Below are 19,393 nucleotides of genomic sequence, written 5' to 3' on the forward strand. Positions count from 1 at the left end.
GTGGTTCGTCCCATTTCGCTCGCCTGCCGGTCAGGTACTGCAGCCCGAATTCGCAGCCCATCAAGGATGGCCCCGGATGCCGGTTCCGGCCAGCGGCGCACCTGAATCTTCATCGAGCGGCCGGGTCACAACCTGCAAGACCGATGGCCTGACAGGAGACGATCATGAGCGATCAGAAACCCTATACCCCGACGGAAATCGACGACACCGAGGACCGCATGGGCTCGATGGAGCCGCTCGACTTCGACCAGCGCCGGGACGAGCGCAAGGGCCGCATCGGCGACCAGGTGCCGGCCGAGGAAATCACCGATCAGTTCCCGCCGGAGCGGGAGGCCGAGGCCGGCATGACGGTCGGCGAAGTGCCCGGCGGCGAGACCACCATGGATGACCTGGCGCCAGAGACGCAGATTCCGGACGATGGCTCGCGCTCACCCCGCGAACGCGGCCACGGCGGCCCGGCGGATCAGGATCTGAGCGTGGTGTCCGAGCACGAGATCGGCGCAGACGTGGACCTCGACGAAGCCGAGCTGGGCCGCTACGACCCGCTGGACGGCAAACCCTGGGACGGCCCCGCCAAGGGCGACGAGGACACCGGCCTCAGCGGTGGCGACGCGGTGCTGCGCGAGGACGACAGTGTGCTGTCGGACGATGAACTGGAGGGCGACGCCCCGCTGGATTCAGGCCGGGACAAGCGTCCGGGGGAGTGATCGGGCCGCTTGCCGCACCGAACGCGGGGTGGGCTTAGCCCCTAAGAGAACGATGCCTCGTAAGGCGGCGGGCTGAGCCCGCCCTATGAAACAACGCGCCATCAATCCAGCAACGTGCAGGCCATCACCAGCGCATCTTCGCGGCCATCGGCCGACGGATAGTAGGCCCGGCGGCGGCCCACTTCGTTGAAGCCGTACCGCTCGTAGAGGCGGTAGGCCGGCGCATTGCTGGCGCGCACCTCAAGGAAGCATTCGCGGCCACCGCGCTCGCGGGCCCGCTGCATCAGGTGCTCCAGCAGGCGCAGGCCGAGGCCGCGGCCCTGGCTCTGCGGTTTGACGGTGATATTGAGCAGGTGCGCCTCGTCGAGGATCACGTTGATCACGCCGTGCCCGACCTGCTGCTCGCCCTCGAACATCACCCAGCACTCGTAGGCAGTCAGGGCATCGTTGAAGATGCCGCGGGTCCAGGGGTGGCTGAAGGCGGCGTATTCGATCTTCAGCACGGTTTCGATATCCGCCGCTGTCATCGGGCGAAAGCTGACTGCATCACTCATCACGCGTACTCACGAACCTATGTGCCAGCGCGGCATGCTGCGGCGCATGGCCTTCCACAGCTCGGCCTTGGCGGCCGGCTGTTCCATCAAGGCTTCCAGCCCCGGCATCGCCAGGGCGCGACCCAGCCCTTCCACGGCCACCTCGCGATAGCAGTTGTCGACGTCCACTTCGCCCGCGAAGCGCAGGGCCGGGCGACCGATCAGCCAGATGCAGTCGCAGCCCATCTGCTCCAGCTCGGCAGCCATCACGCCCTGCACGTAATCGCGCGCAGCCTCGGCACCCTGGTCAAGGCTGCCCTTGTGCAGCAGAGGCCAGCGGATCGGTTCGCCGTCGCCGACCTGCTGCGGCTTGTCCGGCAGCCGGGCGGCGCGCAGCAGGTCCTTGAGCAGGATGTAGGCCGGGTCACGGCTCTGGAAGGATTCGCCGGTGGGCAGTTCCACCACCAGCAACACGTTGCCGGCGCGCAGCAGCTGCAGGGAGAAGCGCGGCGGCGGCTCGATGGCCTTGGCGGGTTCGGCGGCGGCCTCCTCGCCAGGGCTGTCGGTCGCGGCCACGGGCTTCGGCTCCGGCATGGCGATACGCGGGCGCGGTGCCGGGGTCGGTTCGACGGTCGGCGTCACGGCTGGCCGCTCGACGACCGGTGCAGCCTCGACCTCGGCCACGGGCGCGACGGCGGCCGCGGGCTCCGGCTCGGCAACCGGCGGCTGCAGCAGCTCGAGCCGAGACGGGGCAGCGAACGGCAGCTCGGTGCGTGGCAGCCAGCTGGCTACCTGCATGGCGTCGAGGTAGGCCCGACGCCGGGTTTCACTGATCAAACGCCTTCCACCTGTGGATGAGCCTTGGCGCCGACCTGCATCAGGTTCAGCGCGTTGAGATAAGCCTTGGCCGAGGCGACAACGATATCGGTATCGGCGCCGTTGCCGTTGACGATGCGCCCGCCCTTCTCCAGCCGCACGGTCACCTCGCCCTGGGAATCGGTGCCCTGGGTGATGGCGTTGACCGAGTAAAGCTGCAGCGTGGCACCGGAGCCGGCGACCGCCTCGATGGCCTTGAAGGTGGCATCCACCGGGCCGGAGCCTTCGGCCTGGGCGCTGCGCTCCGCTCCATCGACGCTGAGCACCAGCTTGGCTTCGGGCGTGGTGCCGGTCTTGCTCGCCACCTCCAGGCTGGCCAGCTTGAAGTGTTCGGGCGCCTCGTCGGCCAGGGTATCGGAGACCAGCGCCTGCAGGTCCTCGTCGAAGATTTCATGCTTCTTGTCCGCCAGCTCCTTGAAGCGGGCAAAGGCAGCGTTCAGCTCGTCGCCTTCCAGTGCGATGCCCAGCTCCTCCAGGCGCGAACGGAACGCGGCGCGACCGGAGTGCTTGCCCATAACCATCTTGTTGGCGTTCCAGCCCACCGACTGGGCGGACATGATCTCGTAGGTCTCACGATGCTTGAGCACGCCGTCCTGGTGGATGCCCGACTCGTGGGCGAAGGCGTTGGCGCCGACGATGGCCTTGTTCGGCTGCACCGGAAAGCCGGTGATGCCCGAGACCAGGCGCGAGGCGGCGAGGATGTGCTCGGTCTCGATGCGGGTGTGCACGTTGAGCAGGTCCTGGCGGGTCTTGATCGCCATGACGATCTCTTCCAGCGCGGCGTTGCCGGCACGCTCGCCGAGGCCGTTGATAGTGCATTCCACCTGGCGCGCACCGGCCACCACCGCGGCCAGGGAGTTGGCCACGGCCAGACCGAGGTCGTTATGGCAGTGCACGGAGAACACCGCCTTGTCGGCATTGGGGATGCGCTCGAGCAGCTGGCGGATGGTGTCGGCGTACTGGTGCGGAATGGCGTAGCCGACCGTGTCCGGAATGTTGATGGTGCGTGCCCCGGCGTCGATGGCAGCCTCGATGATGCGGCAGAGGAAATCGATCTCCGAGCGGCCGGCGTCCTCGCAGGAAAACTCCACGTCGGCGCACAGGCTGCGCGCCTTCTTCACCGCGCGCACTGCCTGCTCCACCACCTGGTCCGGCTGCATGCGCAGCTTGTACTGCATGTGGATCGGGCTGGTGGCGATAAAGGTGTGGATGCGCCCGGAGTTGGCGCCGGCCAGCGCTTCGGCAGCGCGTTCGATGTCGGCATCGACGGCGCGCGCCAGGCTGCACACGGTGCTGTCCTTGATGTTGTCGGCGACCAGCTTCACCGCGGCGAAATCGCCGGGGCTGGCGATGGCGAAGCCCGCCTCGATCACGTCTACCTTCAGCCGCTCCAGCGCCCGGGCGATGCGCAGCTTTTCCTCACCGGTCATGGACGCGCCGGGGCTCTGCTCGCCGTCGCGCAGGGTGGTGTCGAAGATGATGACGCGATCGTTGCTGCTCATAGGAAATCCTCACGGCTGCCGAGCGCCTCTGACAGGGCGCCTGTGTGGGCGGATTGTCGCGTGAAATGGACGGGGCGGGAAGGAGCAGCTGCTGGCTGAACGGCGGATGCGCGCGCAGGGCCATCAGGGTGGGCGCCGGCAAGCCGGTCACGTCGAGGTATCGCCCGCCTCGCGCTGCAGCGGTACGAGTGGCTCCTCAGCCCGACGGCACGACGAGGCCGGCCCGGAGCGTGACGGCGCGGGTGCCGCCGGCATGGCGCCAGGCGCACATTGGCGCTCTACCCGAGCGATCCAGCACGATCGATTCAGGAGGCGAAATCGTCGCGTGACTCGGTAGTCGTGCCGAGGGCCCCACCGACCTGCTGTTGCAACAGCGCGACGAAGACCTGCGCCGGCGGGCTCAGGTAGCACGGCTTGCGCTGCAGCAGGCCGATGCTGCGCGCCGGCGCCTCGTCGAGCTGATGGACGGCGAGGCTGCCGTCGCTGTTGAAGGTGTCGGCCACGCTGGCCGGCAACAGGGCGAAGCCCAAACCCGCACGCGCCAGCGCGGCGGCGCTGCTCATGTACGCCACTTCCCACGCGGGTTCACGCAACAGCCCCATGCGCTGCAGTGTTTCATCGGCCATGCCGCGCAGGCTGGTATCGCGGGTGGTGGCGATGTAGTCCTGTTCACGTAGCGCAGCGAGCAAAGCCTTGCCGCGCAGGCGTTCGTGGCCGCGTACCAGCAATACCAGGCTGTCGTCGTACAGCGGCTGGAAATCCAGCGCGCCGAGGTCGTCGACCGCCGAGGTGATGGCGAAATCCACCTCGGCCGCAGTCACCCACTGGCGGATTTCCCCGGCGCGGCCGTCATGCAGGCTGATGTCGATACCGGGATAGCGCCGCCGGTATTCCTGCAGCACCCGTGGCAGGGGCTCGATGGCCACCGACGGCAACACGGCGATGCGCAGCGAACCACTCTCCAGATGCAGTTGCTCATGCGCGTCGTGCACGGCGTTGTCCATGTCACGCAGCAGGCGGCGAGCCTGTTCGAGAAAACGCAGGCCGGCGGCGGTCAACTCCACGCTGCGAGTATTGCGCGCCAGCAGCGACAAGCCGAGGGCGTCTTCGAGTTTGCGCAGGCTGTAGCTGAGTGCAGGCTGCGACAGGTGAACCTGCTCGGCGGCGCGACTGAAACTGCGGTGTTCGGCAATCAGGACGAAGGCCTGAAGCTGGCGAAAGCTGATGTCCATGGCTCGGCAACTTATAAAATTCCCTTATCAATTCATATCACATTTCGAATTCACAACTAAATCCACAGGCATCACCCTGGCTGCATACCTGACCGTGAAATGGATCGACAATGACCACAACAGTCCATATCGGGTGCGGCGCGGGCTTCGCCAATGATCGCCCCGATGCCGCGCTGGCGCTGGCCAACGACCTCGCCGGTCGCAACGGCCGACGCTTCCTGTTCTTCGAACTGCTGGCCGAGCGCACCCTGGCCGAAGCCCAGCTACGCCGCCTCAACGATGCCCAGAGCGGCTACGCCCTGCGCCTGTTCGACTTTCTCGAACCGGTGTTGGAGACCTGCCTGGACGCCGGCATCGCCATCGTCACCAACGGCGGCGCCGCCAACCCCACCGCCGCCGCCACGCGCCTGCGCCAGCAGCTGCAGGGCACAGCTCACGCTTCGGCGCGCATCGCCTGCGTACTGGGCGACGACCTGCTCGACAGCGACATCGATCTGCAGCAATGGCTGCCCGCGCAACTCGACGGCGAAGTGGTCTCGGTCAATGTCTACAGCGGTGCCGACGGCATCGTCCAGGCGCTGGATCAGGGCGCCGACATCGTCCTCTGCGGCCGAGTCGCCGACCCCAGCCTGGCGGTGGGGCCGCTGCGCCATGCCTTCGGCTGGCAGGCCGATGACTGGGATCGCATCGCCCAGGCCACGGCAGTTGGCCACCTGCTCGAATGCTGCACCCAGGTCAGCGGTGGCTACTTCGCTCATCCCGGCCTGAAGGACGTACCGGACCTGGCCAATGTCGGCTGCCCCATCGCCAGCGTCACGGCCGATGGGCAGATCGTCATCGGCAAGGCGGCTGGCACCGGAGGTTGCGTCACCGAACGCACGGTCAAGGAACAACTGCTCTACGAAGTGCACGACCCGGCCAGCTACCTGACGCCGGATGTGATCATGGACCTGAGCCAGGTGCGCGTCCGGCAGGTCGCAAGCGATCAGGTGGCGGTAGAGGGCGTGCGCGGCAAACCGCAGCCGACGCACCTCAAGGGCCTGGTCGGCCTGCGCGGCAAGTGGTTCGCCGAAGCGGAGATTTCCTACGCGGGCCCTGGCGCCGTGGCTCGCGCCGCGCTGGCGCGCGACATCCTGCTGCAACGCTGCGCCAAGCTGGCGCCGCAGCTCACGCCGTGGATCGATGTGATCGGCGTCGCCAGCCTGTTCAACGACGCTGGCGGTCAGTGGCTGCAGCAGCGCCTGGCACAGGCGGCCGACTGCCAGGACGTGCGCCTGCGCATCAGCTTCCTGGATCGCGACAAGGCCCTGCTGGAACGCCTGCTGCTCGATGCCGAATCGCTCTACACCAACGGCCCAGCCGGCGGTGGCGGCGTACGCCGGCATATCGGCGAATCGCTCGGCACCGCCAGTTTCCTTATCGAGCGCACCGCGGTGCGGCAACGGCTGGAGTGGTTCTGATGATCGATGTACTGCTGTGCGATTACGCCCACGCCCGTGCCGGTGACAAGGGCAACACCCTGAGTGTGGCGGTGTTCGCCTTCGCCGCTGAGCACTATGCCTGGCTGGCCCGTGAGCTGACCTGCGAACGAGTCGCCGGCTGCCTGAGCCACCGCGCCATCGGCACGGTGAAACGCTACGAGCTGCCGAACCTGGGCGGCCTCAACTTCGTGGTGGAGCACGCCCTGGAAGGTGGCGTCAACGCCAGCCCCGGGCTGGACCGCCACGGCAAGAGCCTGAGTTACGCGCTGCTCGGCCTGAGGTTGCCGCCTCCCGACTGAGCCCCCCTTCCCTGTCTCCAACAATAACAACACCGGAGAGATCGACATGATCACCGCCCTGGGCTTCGGCCTGATGTTTCTCATCGTCACCCTGATCCTGCTGCGCCGGATCAGCCCGCTGGTCGCCTTCGTCACCCTGCCGGTGATCGCCAGCGCCCTCGCCGGTTTCGGCCTGGGGGAAATCGGCAAGTTCATCACCGAGGGGCTGAAAGCCGTGGCTCCGACAGCCACGCTGTTCATCTTTGCCATCCTCTACTTCGGCGTCATGCGTGAGCGTGGTCTGTTCGCGCCGCTGGTCAACTTCCTGCTGCGCAGCACCGGCGGCAAGCCGCTGGCGGTAGCGGTGGTCACTGTCGCGGTGACGGCAGTGACCCATCTGGACGGCATCGGTGCCGCCACCTTCCTGCTGGTGATTCCGGCCCTGCTGCCGCTGTACCTGCGCCTGGGCATGAAGCGCGAAATGCTGCTGTGCCTGGTGGTGCTCAGCGCCGGGGTGATGAACATAGTGCCCTGGGGCGGCACCACGGCGCGCGCCTCGGCGGTGACCGGCATCGACGCCTCGCAGCTGTGGATCTCGCTGATTCCCGTGCAGGCGGTCGGCCTGGCACTGGTGATGGCCCTGGCGGTATTCCTTGGCCTGCGCGCCCAGCGCAGCCCCCTTGGCCATGGCATGCTCGCCGGCCATGAAGCTGCGCAGACGGCAGAACCCGGCGACGACGGCCGTCAGTTGAGCCCGCTTAGCTGGCGCTATTGGGCCAACCTGGTGCTGACCCTGATCATCCTTGTCTGTCTGTTCACCGGCGCCTTCCCGTTGTTCGCCTGCTTCATGGTGGGCCTCGGCGTCGCCCTGGTGCTGAACTACCCGAGCCTGGCGGAGCAGAACCAGGCCGTATTGCGCCATGCCAGCGATGCCATGCAGATGGCTCTGGTGATGCTGGCGGCCGGCATCCTGCTCGGCGTACTGGCAGGAGCCGGAATGTCCGACGGCATGGCGCACTGGATGATCAACGTACTGCCCGAAGGCTCGGCCAACTGGCTGCACGTGATCATCGGCGCCTTCGGTGTACCACTGGGCATGCTGTTCTCGCCGGACGCCTACTACTTCGCCCTGCTGCCGGTGATCCGCGATGTAGCGGTAGCCGCGGGTGTCGACGCGCAGGCCGTGGCCAGCGCCATGTTGATCGGCGAGAACACCGGCTTCGGTATCAGCCCGGTAGTGCCGAGCGTTTACCTGGCCATCGGCCTGGCCGGTGTCGAGCTGTACAAGCACATCCGCTACACCGTGTTGTGGGCTTGGGGCATCAGCCTGGTGATGCTGGCGGCAGCCGTGCTGTTTGGCGTGGTCACGGTCTGAGGTTAGCCCTGAAACGAAAAAAGGATCGCCGAGGCGATCCTTTTTTCATTCAGCAGACAGGAATCAGATGGCCTGATCCCAGGGACGATCGCCATGCTCGTCCTTGATGCGAGTGGGCAGGCCCATCACATCGAGCAGCTTGAGGAACGGCTGTGCCGGCAGTTCTTCGACGTTGACCATGCGCTTGGCATCCCACTCGCCACGGGCGATCAGCAGCGCCGCGGCAACCGGTGGCACGCCGGCGGTGTAGGAGATGCCTTGGCTGTCCGTCTCGGCGTAGGCCTCTTCATGGTCGGCCACGTTGTAGATGAACAGCTCGCGCGGCTGCCCATTCTTGGTGCCCTTGACCAGATCACCAATGCAGGTCTTGCCGGTGTAGCCCGGCGCCAGCGAGGCGGGATCGGGCAGCACGGCCTTGACCACCTTGAGCGGAACGACCTCCAGGCCTTCGGCGGTGCGCACTGGCTGCTCGGAGAGCAGGCCGAGGTTCTTCAGTACGGTGAAGACGTTGATGTAATGCTCGCCGAAGCTCATCCAGAAACGGATGTTCGGCACGTCGAGGTGCTTGGAGAGCGAGTGCACCTCATCATGACCGGTCAGGTAGAGGTTCTGTTCGCCCACGACCGGCAGGTCGTCGGTGCGCTTGACCTCGAACATGCGGTTGGTCGTCCACTGGCCGTTCTGCCAGCTGTAAACCTGCCCGGTGAATTCGCGGAAATTGATTTCCGGGTCGAAATTGGTGGCGAAATACTTGCCGTGGGAACCGGCGTTGACGTCGAGGATGTCGATCGACTCGATCTTGTCGAAGTATTCCTGTTGGGCCAGAGCGGCGTAGGCGTTGACCACGCCCGGGTCGAAGCCGGCACCGAGGATGGCGGTGATGCCCTTTTCCTGGCATTCGGCCAGGTGCTTCCACTCGTAGTTGCCGTACCACGGCGGCGTTTCGCAGATCTTGCCCGGCTCTTCATGGATCGCGGTATCGAGATACGCGGCGCCGGTGTCGATGCAGGCGCGCAGCACGGACATGTTGAGGAAGGCAGAACCGACATTGATGACGATCTGCGATTCTGTTTCACAAATCAGCGCCTTGGTCGCTTCCACGTCCATGGCGTCCAGCGCATAGGCCTTGATCTCGCCGGGCTGCTTCAGCCCGCCCTTGGCCTGGACGCTGTCGATGATGGCCTGGCATTTGGAGATGCTGCGCGACGCGATAGCAATACGACCGAGTTCGTCGTTGTGCTGCGCGCACTTGTGGGCCACCACCTTGGCAACACCTCCTGCGCCAATGATAAGAACGTTTTTCTTCAATTGTTTCACCCCCTTGTACTGCGGCCTCAGGAAAGGCTGGACAGGTAATCGTTAAAGTCGAACTCACGAACCACCTCGACGCTGCCGTCGAGCTGCTTTACCACGATGGACGGCATTTTCAGACCGTTGAACCAGTTTTTCTTGACCATGGTGTAGCCTGCCGCGTCGATGAACGACAGCCGATCGCCGATGGCCAGCGGACGATCGAATTGATACTCACCGAAGATATCGCCGGCCAGACAGCTCTTTCCGCACACCATGTAGCTGTGCTCGCCGTCGTTGGGCGCCATCTTGGCGTTGAGGCGGTAGATCAGCAGGTCGAGCATGTGCGCTTCGATGGAGCTGTCGACCACCGCGAGGTTCTTGCCGTTGTACAGGGTGTCGAGCACCGTCACTTCCAGCGAGGCGCTCATGGTGATCGCCGCCTCGCCCGGCTCCAGGTAGACCTGCACGCCGAATTTTTCCGAGAACGCCTTCAGTCGCGCGCAGAAGGCATCGAGCGGATAGCCTTCGCCGGTGAAGTGGATGCCACCGCCGAGGCTGACCCACTGGACCTGTTCCAGCAGATGGCCGAAGCGCTCCTCGATGGTGCTCAGCATCTTGTCGAACAGCTCGAAGCTCGAGTTCTCGCAGTTGTTGTGGAACATGAAGCCGCTGATCTTGCCGATCATCGCCTCGATCTTCGCCGGGTCGTGCTCGCCCAGACGGCTGAACGGCCGCGCCGGGTCGGCCAGCAGGTAGTCCGAACTGCTCACCTGCGGATTGACGCGCAGGCCGCGGATGGTCCCCTCGGTCGCCTCGGCGAAGCGCTCCAGCTGACCGATGGAGTTGAAGATGATCTTGTCGCAGTTGGCGACCATCTCTTCGATCTCGTCGTCGGCCCAGGCCACGCTGTACGCGTGGGTCTCGCCGGCGAACTTCTGCCGGCCGAGCTTGAGCTCGTACAGCGATGACGAGGTGGTGCCGTCCATGTACTGCTGCATGAGGTCGAACACCGACCAGGTGGCGAAGCACTTGAGTGCCAGCAGCGCCTTGGCGCCGGACTGCTCACGCACGTAGGCGATCTTCTCGAGATTGCCCAGAAGCTTCTGTTTGTCGATGAGGTAATACGGCGTCTTGATCATGTTCGTGCCCCGAGGGAGTCGCCGGCGGAACCGACAGCTCGCTTTTTGCAAAAAAGTTCGAATTGTGCCGGGAACCGACAGAGATCGAAATAGCACATCGACACTTCGTCACGTTTAGTGACGTTCGGGCTTGCCCGACCGGTCGCCGAATGGCGCCAGGGCGATGACGTTCAGGTGACGCCTCCATACGTGCCGCGACGGCGTGGCCGGTTGTCTGCGCGTCCATCATGCAGGCCCCAATGCAGTACAATCGGCGCTTTTTCATTGGCTGGACTGGCGCCACGATGATCGAACCCAAGCGCGTACTGCGTGCCCTCGCCGAACACTGGACGTTGCTCGAGCCGCTGTGCGAGCGTTTCGACGCCGGCACCCTGAGCCTGGTGGAGTTGCGCCATCAGCTCGCCGCACAGCTACCCGAAGGCACGCCCACCGACATCACCGCCCTGCTCGACCAGTGGATCCGCCTGGACATCCTGGTACCGGTGGCCAAGAGCCCCAACCGCTTCGAGCTGAACGCGCAGATCCACGACTTTCTCGCCTACCTGCGTCGCGAGCACCGCCTCGGCCTGTGCCTGGAGATCGAAGCCTACCTGCGCCATCTGGAGCGCCTGGCCGGGCATATCCTCGATGCCTTCGAGATTCGCGACGGCAACGACCTGGCCCGCCAGCTGCGCCTGCTCGACATGCGCGTACGCGATGTACTGAAGAAGCTCGACAATGACGAGCAGGCGCTGGTTGCGGTAGCCGACCGGGCCAAGACCAGCGACCGCCAGATCCCGCTGCGCCAGCGCTATGCCGAGGTGCTGGCGACCTGGGACGAGTACGTCGAGCCGATGATCCAGCTGGTCTCCGCCGACGGCGCCTTCGAGCAGGGCGTTCATCGCGTCGAGCAGGTGCTGATGAAGCTGCTCGGCGAACAGCAGCGCCTCGGCCAGCTGGTGGACGACGACCTCCTGCTGCGCACTCATGCGCGCATCCTGGAAATGCAGACCACCGCCCAGCTGACCCTGCGCAAGGCCCGCGAGCTGTTGCTGCCGCTACGCGAGGAAGCGCGTCGGCACAACGCCGTGACCCGCGGCGCGGCACTGGCGCTGTCGGCGATCCGCAAGAAGGGCCTGGACGCCGTACCACAGGCCTCGCTGCCATTGTTCACCCGTCCGCAGAGTACCTTTCTCGGCACTGCCAGCCAGGTCGAAGCCTACGTCTACGCCCTGGCCCGCTTCGAGCCGAAGCCGGCGCAGTTCCCCCGGGCCAGCGGCAAGCGCAAGGGCGAGCAGCCGCGCGCACCGCGCACCGCGCGCGAGATGATCGAACGCTGCCAGCAGGCACTGCCGCTGCCGGACCTGATGGCCTGGCTGCTGGAGCAGGAACCCGAGGGCGCCACCGACGAGCTGCTCTACTGGTTCTCGCGCCTGTCCCGCGACGCCCGCTTCCAGCGCGACCGCCTGGAGCGCCGCGAATACCTGACCCGCGAGCACCGCGTCAGCCTCAGCTCCTTTGCGCTGGTGGCCAATGCCAATGGCTGATCCCTACGTAGGGTGGACAACACGCAGCTTGTCCACCATCACCCCGACGATATCCGAGCGACCTGAATGAACATCGACCTCAAGGAAATGACCCAGCTGGCGCCGATCTTCCGCGAGCTGTTCAAGGGCTATCACCTGTCGCGCAGCGAGCCGGAGCCCTACGCGCAGCTGTCGAACATGCAGGACCAGTACCGCGCACTGTTCAAGGCGCTCGGCTTCGAGCTGGTCTGCGATCCGCGCGGCTTCTACTACTTCGTCCCCGAGCAGATGGGCGCGCAGGTGAACAAGACCGCCCAGCGCCTGGCGCTGTTCACTTTCATCCTCGTCGAGCACCTGGCCGACCAGGGTCGCGATCCGCTGGCCGTGCTCGACGGTGGCAGCCTTGGCCGCGATGAACTGCCGGCGTTGCTGGACAAGTACCGCGACCTGTTCCTGCAGGCCGAAGTCACCACCCAGGAAGAGCTGGAAGAAAAGGTCATCCGCCGCCTGACGCAGCTGGGCTTCGCCGAGGACAGCAATGGCGTCTACCGCTTCCTGCCGCCGATGCACCGTTTCCTCGACGTCTGCCTGTCGGTGCAGCAGGACCGCGATCTCGCCGCCAGCCTGCACAGCAGCGACCTGCCGCTACCGGCCCCGGAGCTGATCGCCGAGGACGAGGGCGAAGACGACATCATCCTCATCGAGGAAGTGGCCGAAGAATCGGAAGAAGACGCCCTGGCCCGCGCCATCGCCGAAGAAAAGGAGCTTGAAGCATGAGCCAGGAACGCTACGGCATCCGCCGCTTCGCCCTGCTGAACACCGCCGGCTACAGTCTCGGCATCTTTCCGCTGGAGAACCCGCTGTCGGTCTACGGCGCCAACAACCTCGGCAAATCCGCGTCGATCAACGCGCTGCAGTTCCCGATCCTGGCGCGCATGTCGGACATGAGCTTCGGCAAGTACAGCCTCGAGCAGTCGCGCAAGTTCTACTTCGCCTCGGACACCAGCTACATCCTCGTCGAAGTCATGCTGCCCCACGGCCCGCATGTGATCGGCGTGGCCGGCCGCGGACCGGGCGGCGGCTTCGGTCATCAGTTCTTCGTTTATCAGGGCTCGCTGGACCTCGACCATTACCAGCAGAACGGCACCTGCCTGCGCCAGCGCGAGCTGTTCGCCAACCTCGAACGCGCCGGCCTCAAGGCCTACGAGGCCAAGCCGGACGAGCTGCGCCGGCTACTGGTCGGCGGGCATACCTCGATCCCGCTGGACATGACGCTGATCCCGCTGCGCTCGACCAGCGAGCAGAGCCTGAAGACCTTCCGCGCGCTGTTCATCAACCTGCTGCATATGCGCGAGATCACCGCAGCGAAACTCAAGCAGCTGTTCCTCGATGCCTTCGAGCACAGCCTGCGCTCGGGCAGCGTCGACTATATCGCCGCCACCGAAGAAGCCTTCCGCGACGTGCGCCGCATGGAGCAGGACTACCAGGCACTGGTCGCCGCCGGCCCGCTGGTCGAGGCGCTGGCCGCCGGTGTCGCCCAGCGCGAGCTGCTGCGCGGCAAGCTGCATCGCCTGTCGCCGCTACTCGACAACCTGCTCGGCACCTGGCACGACTACGCCGATGCGCGCAAGGAAGAGCTGGTGATCCAGGCCGAGCACTATCGCCGCGAGCAGGACGGCCTGCAGAACGAACAGCGCGGTTCGACTGGCGAGCTGATGCGCCTGGAACGCGAGATCAGCGAAATCCAGCGCTGGCTGGGCGAGCTGGCGGTGCTGAAGAACCGCTTCGCCCTGGTCGAGGACGCCCATGTGCTGGAGCAGCAGCTGCTCGCCGCCAAGGACGCCCACGACGAGCTGGCCGGTGCGCTGGCGCAGTCCCGTCAGTTCTCCAGCGAGGACCTGGACGAGCGCCTGCGTGATCTGGAAAAACGCCTGAAGTCGGTCCGGCAACAGCTCGACCATGCCGACAACAACAGCTACTCGCGTTTGCGCGAGGAGTTCTCCCAGGCCGATGTGGATCGCCTGATGCGCCTGTTCAATGGCCAGCTGTTCAGCCTGCCGCTGGGTGAAAAAGGCATCAGCGCCGAGGGCGACGACTGGGTCAAGGCCGTGGAAGCGGTGCTGGATCGCTTCAAGGGTGACACCTTCTCGGTGCCGGGCCTGTCCATCGACCTCTCGCATATCGAGCCACCGGCGCTGCAGGCCCTGGCCGACCGTGCCGCCCTGCGCGACCAGAAGGATCGCCTGGAGCGCGAACTCAAGCAGCTCAAGACCCAGCATGCGGTGGCCGTCGACCGCGCGGCGAGCAAGGCCCAGGCCGAGGCGCTGTATCAAGCCGTGCTGGATGCGCACAAAGCACTGGAAGACTTCCGCCGCAGCCAGACCCTGGCCGCCGAGGAGCCGGCGAAGCTGGAACAGCTGGCCCAGGCCGAGGCCGCCCAGGAAGAACTCAAGCGCACCAGCGACGCCTTCGCCGAGCGCGTGCAGCACCTGTCCGCCAAGCTGCAGCTGGTCGGCCGTCAGCTGGCCGATCTGGAAGCCAAGGAGCGCACGCTGGAAGACGCCCTGCGACGTCGCCAGCTGCTACCGGCAGATCTGCCGTTTGGTACGCCTTACATGGATCCGGTGGACGACTCGCTGGACAACCTGCTGCCGCTGCTCAACGACTACCAGGACAGCTGGCAGGCGCTGCAGCGCGTCGACGGTCAGATCGAGGCGCTGTATGCCCAGGTGCGCCTGAAGGGCGTGGCCAAGTTCGACAGCGAGGAAGATCCCGAGCGTCGCCTGCAGCTCTTGGTCAACGCCTACGCCCACCGTCAGGACGAGGCGCTGACCCTGGCCAAGGCCCGCCGTGCTGCGGTCACCGACATCGCCCGAACGCTGCGCAACATCCGCAGCGACTACGAGAGCCTGGAACACCAGCTCGCGCTGTTCAACCGCGAGATCAACAAGCGTCAGGTTTCCAACCTGGCGAGCTTTCGCATCGTGCTGGCGCCGAACAAGGATGCGCTCAAGCACATCGACCAGATCATCCACAGCGCCGGGCAGTACGAGGAAGGCGAGACGCTGTCGGTGTTCGATCTGTCCCAGTCCGCCGAGCAGGACGCGAAGAACGAGGAAGCCAAGGAGTATCTGGCTCGGCTGGTGGCGGCGAACAACAACCAGCTGGGCCTGAAGGACCTGTTCGAGCTGGCGTTCGAGATCACCAAGGTCGGCGGCCAGCCGGTGATTCATACCGACATCGACGGTGCGGCGTCCAACGGCACCACCATGACCATCAAGGCGCTGACCAATATGTACCTGTTGCTGCACCTGATGGATCGCGAGCAGGCCGGACGCATCCGCCTGCCCTACTACCTCGACGAGGCGGCAGACATCGACGAGCGCAACCAGCAGGCGCTGATCGAAACCAGCCTGCAGCTGGGCTTCGTGCCGATCCTCGCATCGGTGAAGCCTCAGGTCTCGGCCCATGTCGCGATCGACCTTGAGGGCGGCAGCGGGCCGGCCGGCATCTACATCGACGAGGCGGACTGGAAATACATCAGCCGCCGCGAACCAGTCGCCAGCGAGCACACTGCTTCAGCCCAACGGACCGAAGAACCAGCCTGATCTCCTGCAACGAAAAAGGGCCCCGAGCGGGGCCCTCTTCATGTGTCGCAGGGGGCCTCACCCTCCAGCAACGCCTGTCATCTGTCGCCGGCGGCTCGCTCCAGTTCGATCTTCGGTGCCCAGCCGAACCACTCGTCCTGCGGCTCCTTAAACAGCGCGAAGGTCTGTCCCGGCAGCGCCCTGCGTCCCATCTGCTCGCCCTCTGGCGTGGCGAAGGCGACGCCGCCCTCGAGCAGCGACTCCAGCGAATCGGTGCGCAGGCTAGCACCTTTGAACAGACTGAAATCCACACCGAAGCCACTGGTCTCCCAGAAGCGGGTGCCGGTGTGCACTAGGGGCGCGTAGCGCGGCTCGATGACGACGCGGATCAGTACGCGATCGGCGTTCTGCCCCAGCTCATAACCGGTGACCTCACCGACTTTCACCTCGCGGTAGGTCACCGCGTTACCCGGCTTGATCGAACCCAGCCGGGCCGCGCTGAGCACGAGGCTCAACCCTTCACCAGCCTTCTGTGGCTCCCGCTCCTGGCCGGTGAAACGCGTTTGCACGCTCGCATCCGCCTTGCCCGGTGCCACCTCCAGGTAGGGACCGCTGACCAGCGTATCCAGGTTCGCCGTACGCATGATGCCGAGCTCCGGCCGAACGACCCAGAACTGGGTGCCGGCGCGGGTGATGCGCGACTCCGCTGCGGTGATGCGGGCACGCAGCACGACACTCTGCAGGTCATCGCTCAGCGTGACAGTGTCCACCTGGCCCACGGCCAGACCCTTGTAGCGAATGGGCGTACCGGCACTCAGTCCATCGCCACGCGCCAGGCGGATCTCGATCGGCGTCCCGCGCTGGATTGCACTGTCTTTGTCCTTGTGCAATACGAAGCGCGGCACCTTCCTCGTCCCGGCGGCCTGCGGATCGGGCGTTTCGAAGGCGATACCGCCGGCAAGCAGGCTCTGCAGCGACTCGCTGCGCACCTCGATTCCGGACAAACCGCCGCTCAGCGAGATGCCGCTGGCATTCCAGAACCGGCTCGAGCTGTTCACCAGGTTGGCGTACGGCTGTTCGATATGCACTCCCACCACTACCTTCTGCTGGTCGCGAGAGAACTGGTAGCTCTGTACCGACCCCACCCGGACCTGCCGGTAGAGCACGGGACTGCCAACGTCCAGCGAGCCCAGACTGTCAGTCGTGAGCACCAGATGCAGCCCCGGGGCGCGAATGTCCAGCGGCGGCGCCTTGGGGCGGGCGACGAACTCGCGCTTGGGCGAGCCACCTTTCTCGCCGGGCCGAACGGCGATGAAGTTGCCTTTCACCAACGCTTCGAGGCCGGTGATGCCGCCCAGCGAGATGGACGGCTTGACCACCCAGAAATCGGTGTCCTCGACCAGGTAGTCCTCGAACAGCGGGTCGACCGAAAGCTCGGCGCGCGCCCCCTTGAGGTCCGAGTCGATATCCAGCTTTTTCAGCAGACCAACCTGCATGCCGTTGTACATCACCGGCGTGCGTCCGGCCTGCAGCCCATCGAAATCCTGCAGCGCGACCACGGCCTTGATCCCCGCCTGGGCTGCGTCGAAATCCTCGTAGAGACGGAACGGGATGTTCGGGTCGGTGGCCGGGCTGTCCTTGCGGTGCGCGGGCGTGGCGAAGGCGATACCCCCGGCGACGATACTGGCCAGGGACTCGGTACGGAACTTCACGCCGGTCAGCCCTGCGTCGACGGTGACGCCGCTGGCGTTCCAGAAACGGGTGTGCTTGCGCACCAGGTGCGCATACTCCGGCTGGATATAGAGCTGCACCTCCACGGTGCTGTCATCCTCGGCGAGCACATAGTTCTTCACCTGCCCCACCTGGATCTGCCGGTAGAACACCGGGCTGCCACGATTCAGCGAGCCGAGGCGCTCGGCCTTGAGTGTCAGGTGCAGGCCGATGCGACTGTCGGACATCGGCGGTTCCTCCGCCAGCGCGACGAAACGCTTGGTCGGCTCGCCATCGGCTGGGCTCATACCGATGTAGTTGCCCGACACCAGCGTCTCCAGACCAGTGATCCCGGCCAGTGTGACGCTGGGCTTGACCAGCCAGAAGCGCGTGCCGCTTCGCAGATAGCCGTCGACATCCTTATTCATTTCGATATCGGCGACCACCACCTGCCGACGGTCGTCATCTTCCAGCCGCAAGTCGCGTACGACACCGATCGTCATGCCCTTGTAGAGCACGGACGTCTTGTTGATTTCGATGCCTTCGGCGCTGTCGAACACCACCTCGATATGGATGCCGCGTTCGCTATACGCCTGCCAGGCCAGCCAGGCGCCGATGGCCAGCGCGATCAGCGGCAGAATCCAGATGGCCGACCAGCTGGAGGCCGGACGTGTATTGGCTTGTGGCAGGTCAGTCATGCTTGTTCCCGGCTTCCGTGTTATCCCAGATCAGACGTGGGTCGAATGTGATGGCTGCGAGCATGGTCAGGATGACCACGCTGGCGAAGGCGACGGCGCCGAATCCCGCTTCGACGCTGGCGAGACTGCCAAAATTGACGATCGCCACCAGAATGGCGATGACGAAGATGTCGAGCATGGACCAGCGCCCGATCCATTCGATGAATCGGAACACCAGAATGCGCTGTCGCGGCGACATCGGGTGATGCCTTTGTACCGAAATCAGCAACATGGCGATCCCGACCAGCTTGAACGTCGGCACCAGAATGCTGGCGATGAACACCACCGCCGCAATAGGAAACATGCCGTGCTTGGCCAGCGTGACCACGCCGGACATGATGGTATCCGGCGTCCCGCTACCGAGCATGCGCACCGTCATGATGGGCAGGAAATTCGCCGGCAGGTAGAGCAATGCTGCGGTGATCAGCAAGGCCCAGGTGCGCGCGATGCTGTTGGGCCTGCGCATGTGCACACGCGCCCCGCAGCGGCTGCAATGCTGATGTTCGATACCTGGTGTGGCGCGATTCAACTGGTGGCATTCGTGGCAGACCATCAGCCCGGCGTCAGCGGCGCGCATCGTCAGGCTCCGATAACGCTTCCCATACCTGATGCGGTGACATCACCAACTCCAGCCACACCTGCACCACCAGGAGCCCGGCAAAGCAGGCCAGGCCGACGCCAAGGCTCAGCTCCGCCATGTCACGCAGCTTGATGATGGAAACCAGGATTCCGAGCAGATAGACCTCGAGCATCCCCCACTCGCGCAGATGGTGATAGAACCGGTAGAGCAACAGCCCCAAGGGCTTGGCCCGATCGATGGCGATGCAGAGCAACACTGCGAGCTGGCACAGCAGCTTCATCAACGGCACCGCCATACTGCAGAGGAACACCACCACGGCGATGCCCTGCATGCCGCTGTTGTACAGGCTCAACACCCCACTCCAGACGGTATCGTGGGTGACTCTGCCGAGCAGGTTCAACTGCATGATCGGCAGGAAGTTCGCAGGAAAGTAGAGCAGCAGAGCCGCCAGCACCAATGCCAATCCCGGTCCGACGATACGATGGCGCAGACGAAACAGCTCACAACCACAGCGGGGGCATTCGGCCACCTCGCCAAGGTTGAGCGTCGGCTTTGCCATCAACAGATCACATTCCGGACAGCCTACGAGCTGCTCAATCGGAAGCTCTTCAAGTCTTGGGCTAGCAGCCGATTCCGGCATGAGGGATATCCGAGTAAAGCGCTTATCTTAAACGAGCGATACGCACTGCGGTGAGCCGTCAGGCGAGAGGGAAGATGCTCTTGAAGGCAGTTCGATCCAGTGCAGCGGGCAGCCGTACTTTTACCTCACTCGCCGCAGCGCCTTTACAGCCACCGGCTGCATCGGAGCAGCCGGCCTGAACGGGTCAGGCTCAGTTCTGCGCGGCCGCTTTTCCAGGG

16 protein-coding genes are annotated in these 19,393 nt (G+C 65.1%); 7 read left to right on the forward strand and 9 right to left on the reverse strand.

Annotation, left to right across the window (positions count from 1 at the left end):
- The first annotated feature begins 164 nt into the window (after positions 1-164).
- Positions 165-707, forward strand: a complete 543-nt coding sequence (locus tag VF716_RS19410) for a hypothetical protein (protein ID WP_049341782.1) — start codon at positions 165-167, stop codon at positions 705-707.
- A 101-nt stretch (positions 708-808) separates the two neighbouring features.
- Here VF716_RS19410 and rimI read toward each other — a convergent pair whose 3' ends face one another.
- The 4 genes from rimI to VF716_RS19430 form a co-directional block, all read right to left on the reverse strand.
- Entirely contained in the window at positions 809-1,261 is a 453-nt protein-coding gene (gene rimI / locus VF716_RS19415) for a ribosomal protein S18-alanine N-acetyltransferase (protein WP_014597543.1), read from the reverse strand.
- 9 nt (positions 1,262-1,270) lie between these two features.
- Positions 1,271-2,077: a hypothetical protein gene (locus VF716_RS19420; protein ID WP_048329763.1), complete on the reverse strand. Its 807-nt coding sequence runs from the start codon at positions 2,075-2,077 to the stop codon at positions 1,271-1,273.
- The gene (locus tag VF716_RS19425) at positions 2,074-3,618 is read right to left on the reverse strand and encodes a 2-isopropylmalate synthase (RefSeq protein ID WP_014597545.1); all 1,545 of its coding nucleotides are present in this window, start codon (positions 3,616-3,618) and stop codon (positions 2,074-2,076) included. The genes VF716_RS19420 and VF716_RS19425 overlap by 4 nt, the downstream gene beginning before the upstream one ends.
- 305 nt (positions 3,619-3,923) lie before the next feature.
- Positions 3,924-4,850, reverse strand: coding sequence for a LysR family transcriptional regulator (locus VF716_RS19430; protein WP_256045842.1), 927 nt, complete (start codon positions 4,848-4,850; stop codon positions 3,924-3,926).
- Between the two features lie 110 nt (positions 4,851-4,960).
- On the opposite strand from VF716_RS19430, the gene VF716_RS19435 reads away from it, so the two are divergent.
- From VF716_RS19435 to VF716_RS19445, 3 genes are read left to right on the forward strand one after another with little or no spacing between them, the layout of a single operon-like run.
- Entirely contained in the window at positions 4,961-6,310 is a 1,350-nt protein-coding gene (locus VF716_RS19435; RefSeq protein WP_440552863.1) for an acyclic terpene utilization AtuA family protein, read from the forward strand.
- Positions 6,310-6,630: an AtuA-related protein gene (locus VF716_RS19440; protein ID WP_019406303.1), complete on the forward strand. Its 321-nt coding sequence runs from the start codon at positions 6,310-6,312 to the stop codon at positions 6,628-6,630. Before VF716_RS19435 ends, VF716_RS19440 begins: the two co-directional genes overlap by 1 nt.
- Before the next feature lie 46 nt (positions 6,631-6,676).
- Positions 6,677-7,984, forward strand: a complete 1,308-nt coding sequence (locus VF716_RS19445) for a CitMHS family transporter (RefSeq protein ID WP_020308445.1) — start codon at positions 6,677-6,679, stop codon at positions 7,982-7,984.
- Between the two features lie 63 nt (positions 7,985-8,047).
- Here VF716_RS19445 and VF716_RS19450 read toward each other — a convergent pair whose 3' ends face one another.
- Both VF716_RS19450 and VF716_RS19455 read right to left on the reverse strand, forming a co-directional pair.
- Positions 8,048-9,292, reverse strand: a complete 1,245-nt coding sequence (locus VF716_RS19450; protein WP_020308446.1) for a saccharopine dehydrogenase family protein — start codon at positions 9,290-9,292, stop codon at positions 8,048-8,050.
- Positions 9,293-9,318: 26 nt separating this feature from the next.
- Positions 9,319-10,416 (reverse strand): carboxynorspermidine decarboxylase, encoded by a 1,098-nt coding sequence (locus tag VF716_RS19455; RefSeq protein WP_011914314.1) that lies wholly within the window; start codon positions 10,414-10,416, stop codon positions 9,319-9,321.
- A 239-nt stretch (positions 10,417-10,655) separates the two neighbouring features.
- Here VF716_RS19455 and mksB point away from each other — a divergent pair, with 239 nt between their 5' ends.
- The 3 genes from mksB to mksF all read left to right on the forward strand — a co-directional run bounded on the left by mksB (position 10,656) and on the right by mksF (position 15,529).
- Positions 10,656-11,942, forward strand: coding sequence for an Mks condensin complex protein MksB (mksB, locus tag VF716_RS19460; RefSeq protein WP_011914315.1), 1,287 nt, complete (start codon positions 10,656-10,658; stop codon positions 11,940-11,942).
- 66 nt (positions 11,943-12,008) lie between these two features.
- Positions 12,009-12,698: an Mks condensin complex protein MksE gene (mksE, locus tag VF716_RS19465; protein ID WP_125851436.1), complete on the forward strand. Its 690-nt coding sequence runs from the start codon at positions 12,009-12,011 to the stop codon at positions 12,696-12,698.
- The gene (gene mksF / locus VF716_RS19470; protein WP_014597553.1) at positions 12,695-15,529 is read left to right on the forward strand and encodes an Mks condensin complex protein MksF; all 2,835 of its coding nucleotides are present in this window, start codon (positions 12,695-12,697) and stop codon (positions 15,527-15,529) included. Before mksE ends, mksF begins: the two co-directional genes overlap by 4 nt.
- A gap of 77 nt (positions 15,530-15,606) precedes the next feature.
- Here the strand turns inward: mksF and VF716_RS19475 are convergent, their stop codons facing one another.
- From VF716_RS19475 to VF716_RS19485, 3 genes are read right to left on the reverse strand one after another with little or no spacing between them, the layout of a single operon-like run.
- Positions 15,607-17,916 carry a PqiB family protein gene (locus VF716_RS19475; protein ID WP_014597554.1) on the reverse strand — a complete coding sequence of 770 codons (2,310 nt, stop codon included), beginning with the start codon at positions 17,914-17,916 and terminating at the stop codon, positions 15,607-15,609.
- Positions 17,909-18,532: a paraquat-inducible protein A gene (locus tag VF716_RS19480; protein WP_014597555.1), complete on the reverse strand. Its 624-nt coding sequence runs from the start codon at positions 18,530-18,532 to the stop codon at positions 17,909-17,911. Before VF716_RS19480 ends, VF716_RS19475 begins: the two co-directional genes overlap by 8 nt.
- Positions 18,519-19,175: a paraquat-inducible protein A gene (locus VF716_RS19485; RefSeq protein ID WP_037005208.1), complete on the reverse strand. Its 657-nt coding sequence runs from the start codon at positions 19,173-19,175 to the stop codon at positions 18,519-18,521. Before VF716_RS19485 ends, VF716_RS19480 begins: the two co-directional genes overlap by 14 nt.
- Between the last annotated feature and the right edge of the window lie 218 nt (positions 19,176-19,393).

Source organism: Stutzerimonas sp. Brlt_14 (assembly GCF_051948915.1).
Classification (GTDB): domain Bacteria; phylum Pseudomonadota; class Gammaproteobacteria; order Pseudomonadales; family Pseudomonadaceae; genus Stutzerimonas; species Stutzerimonas stutzeri.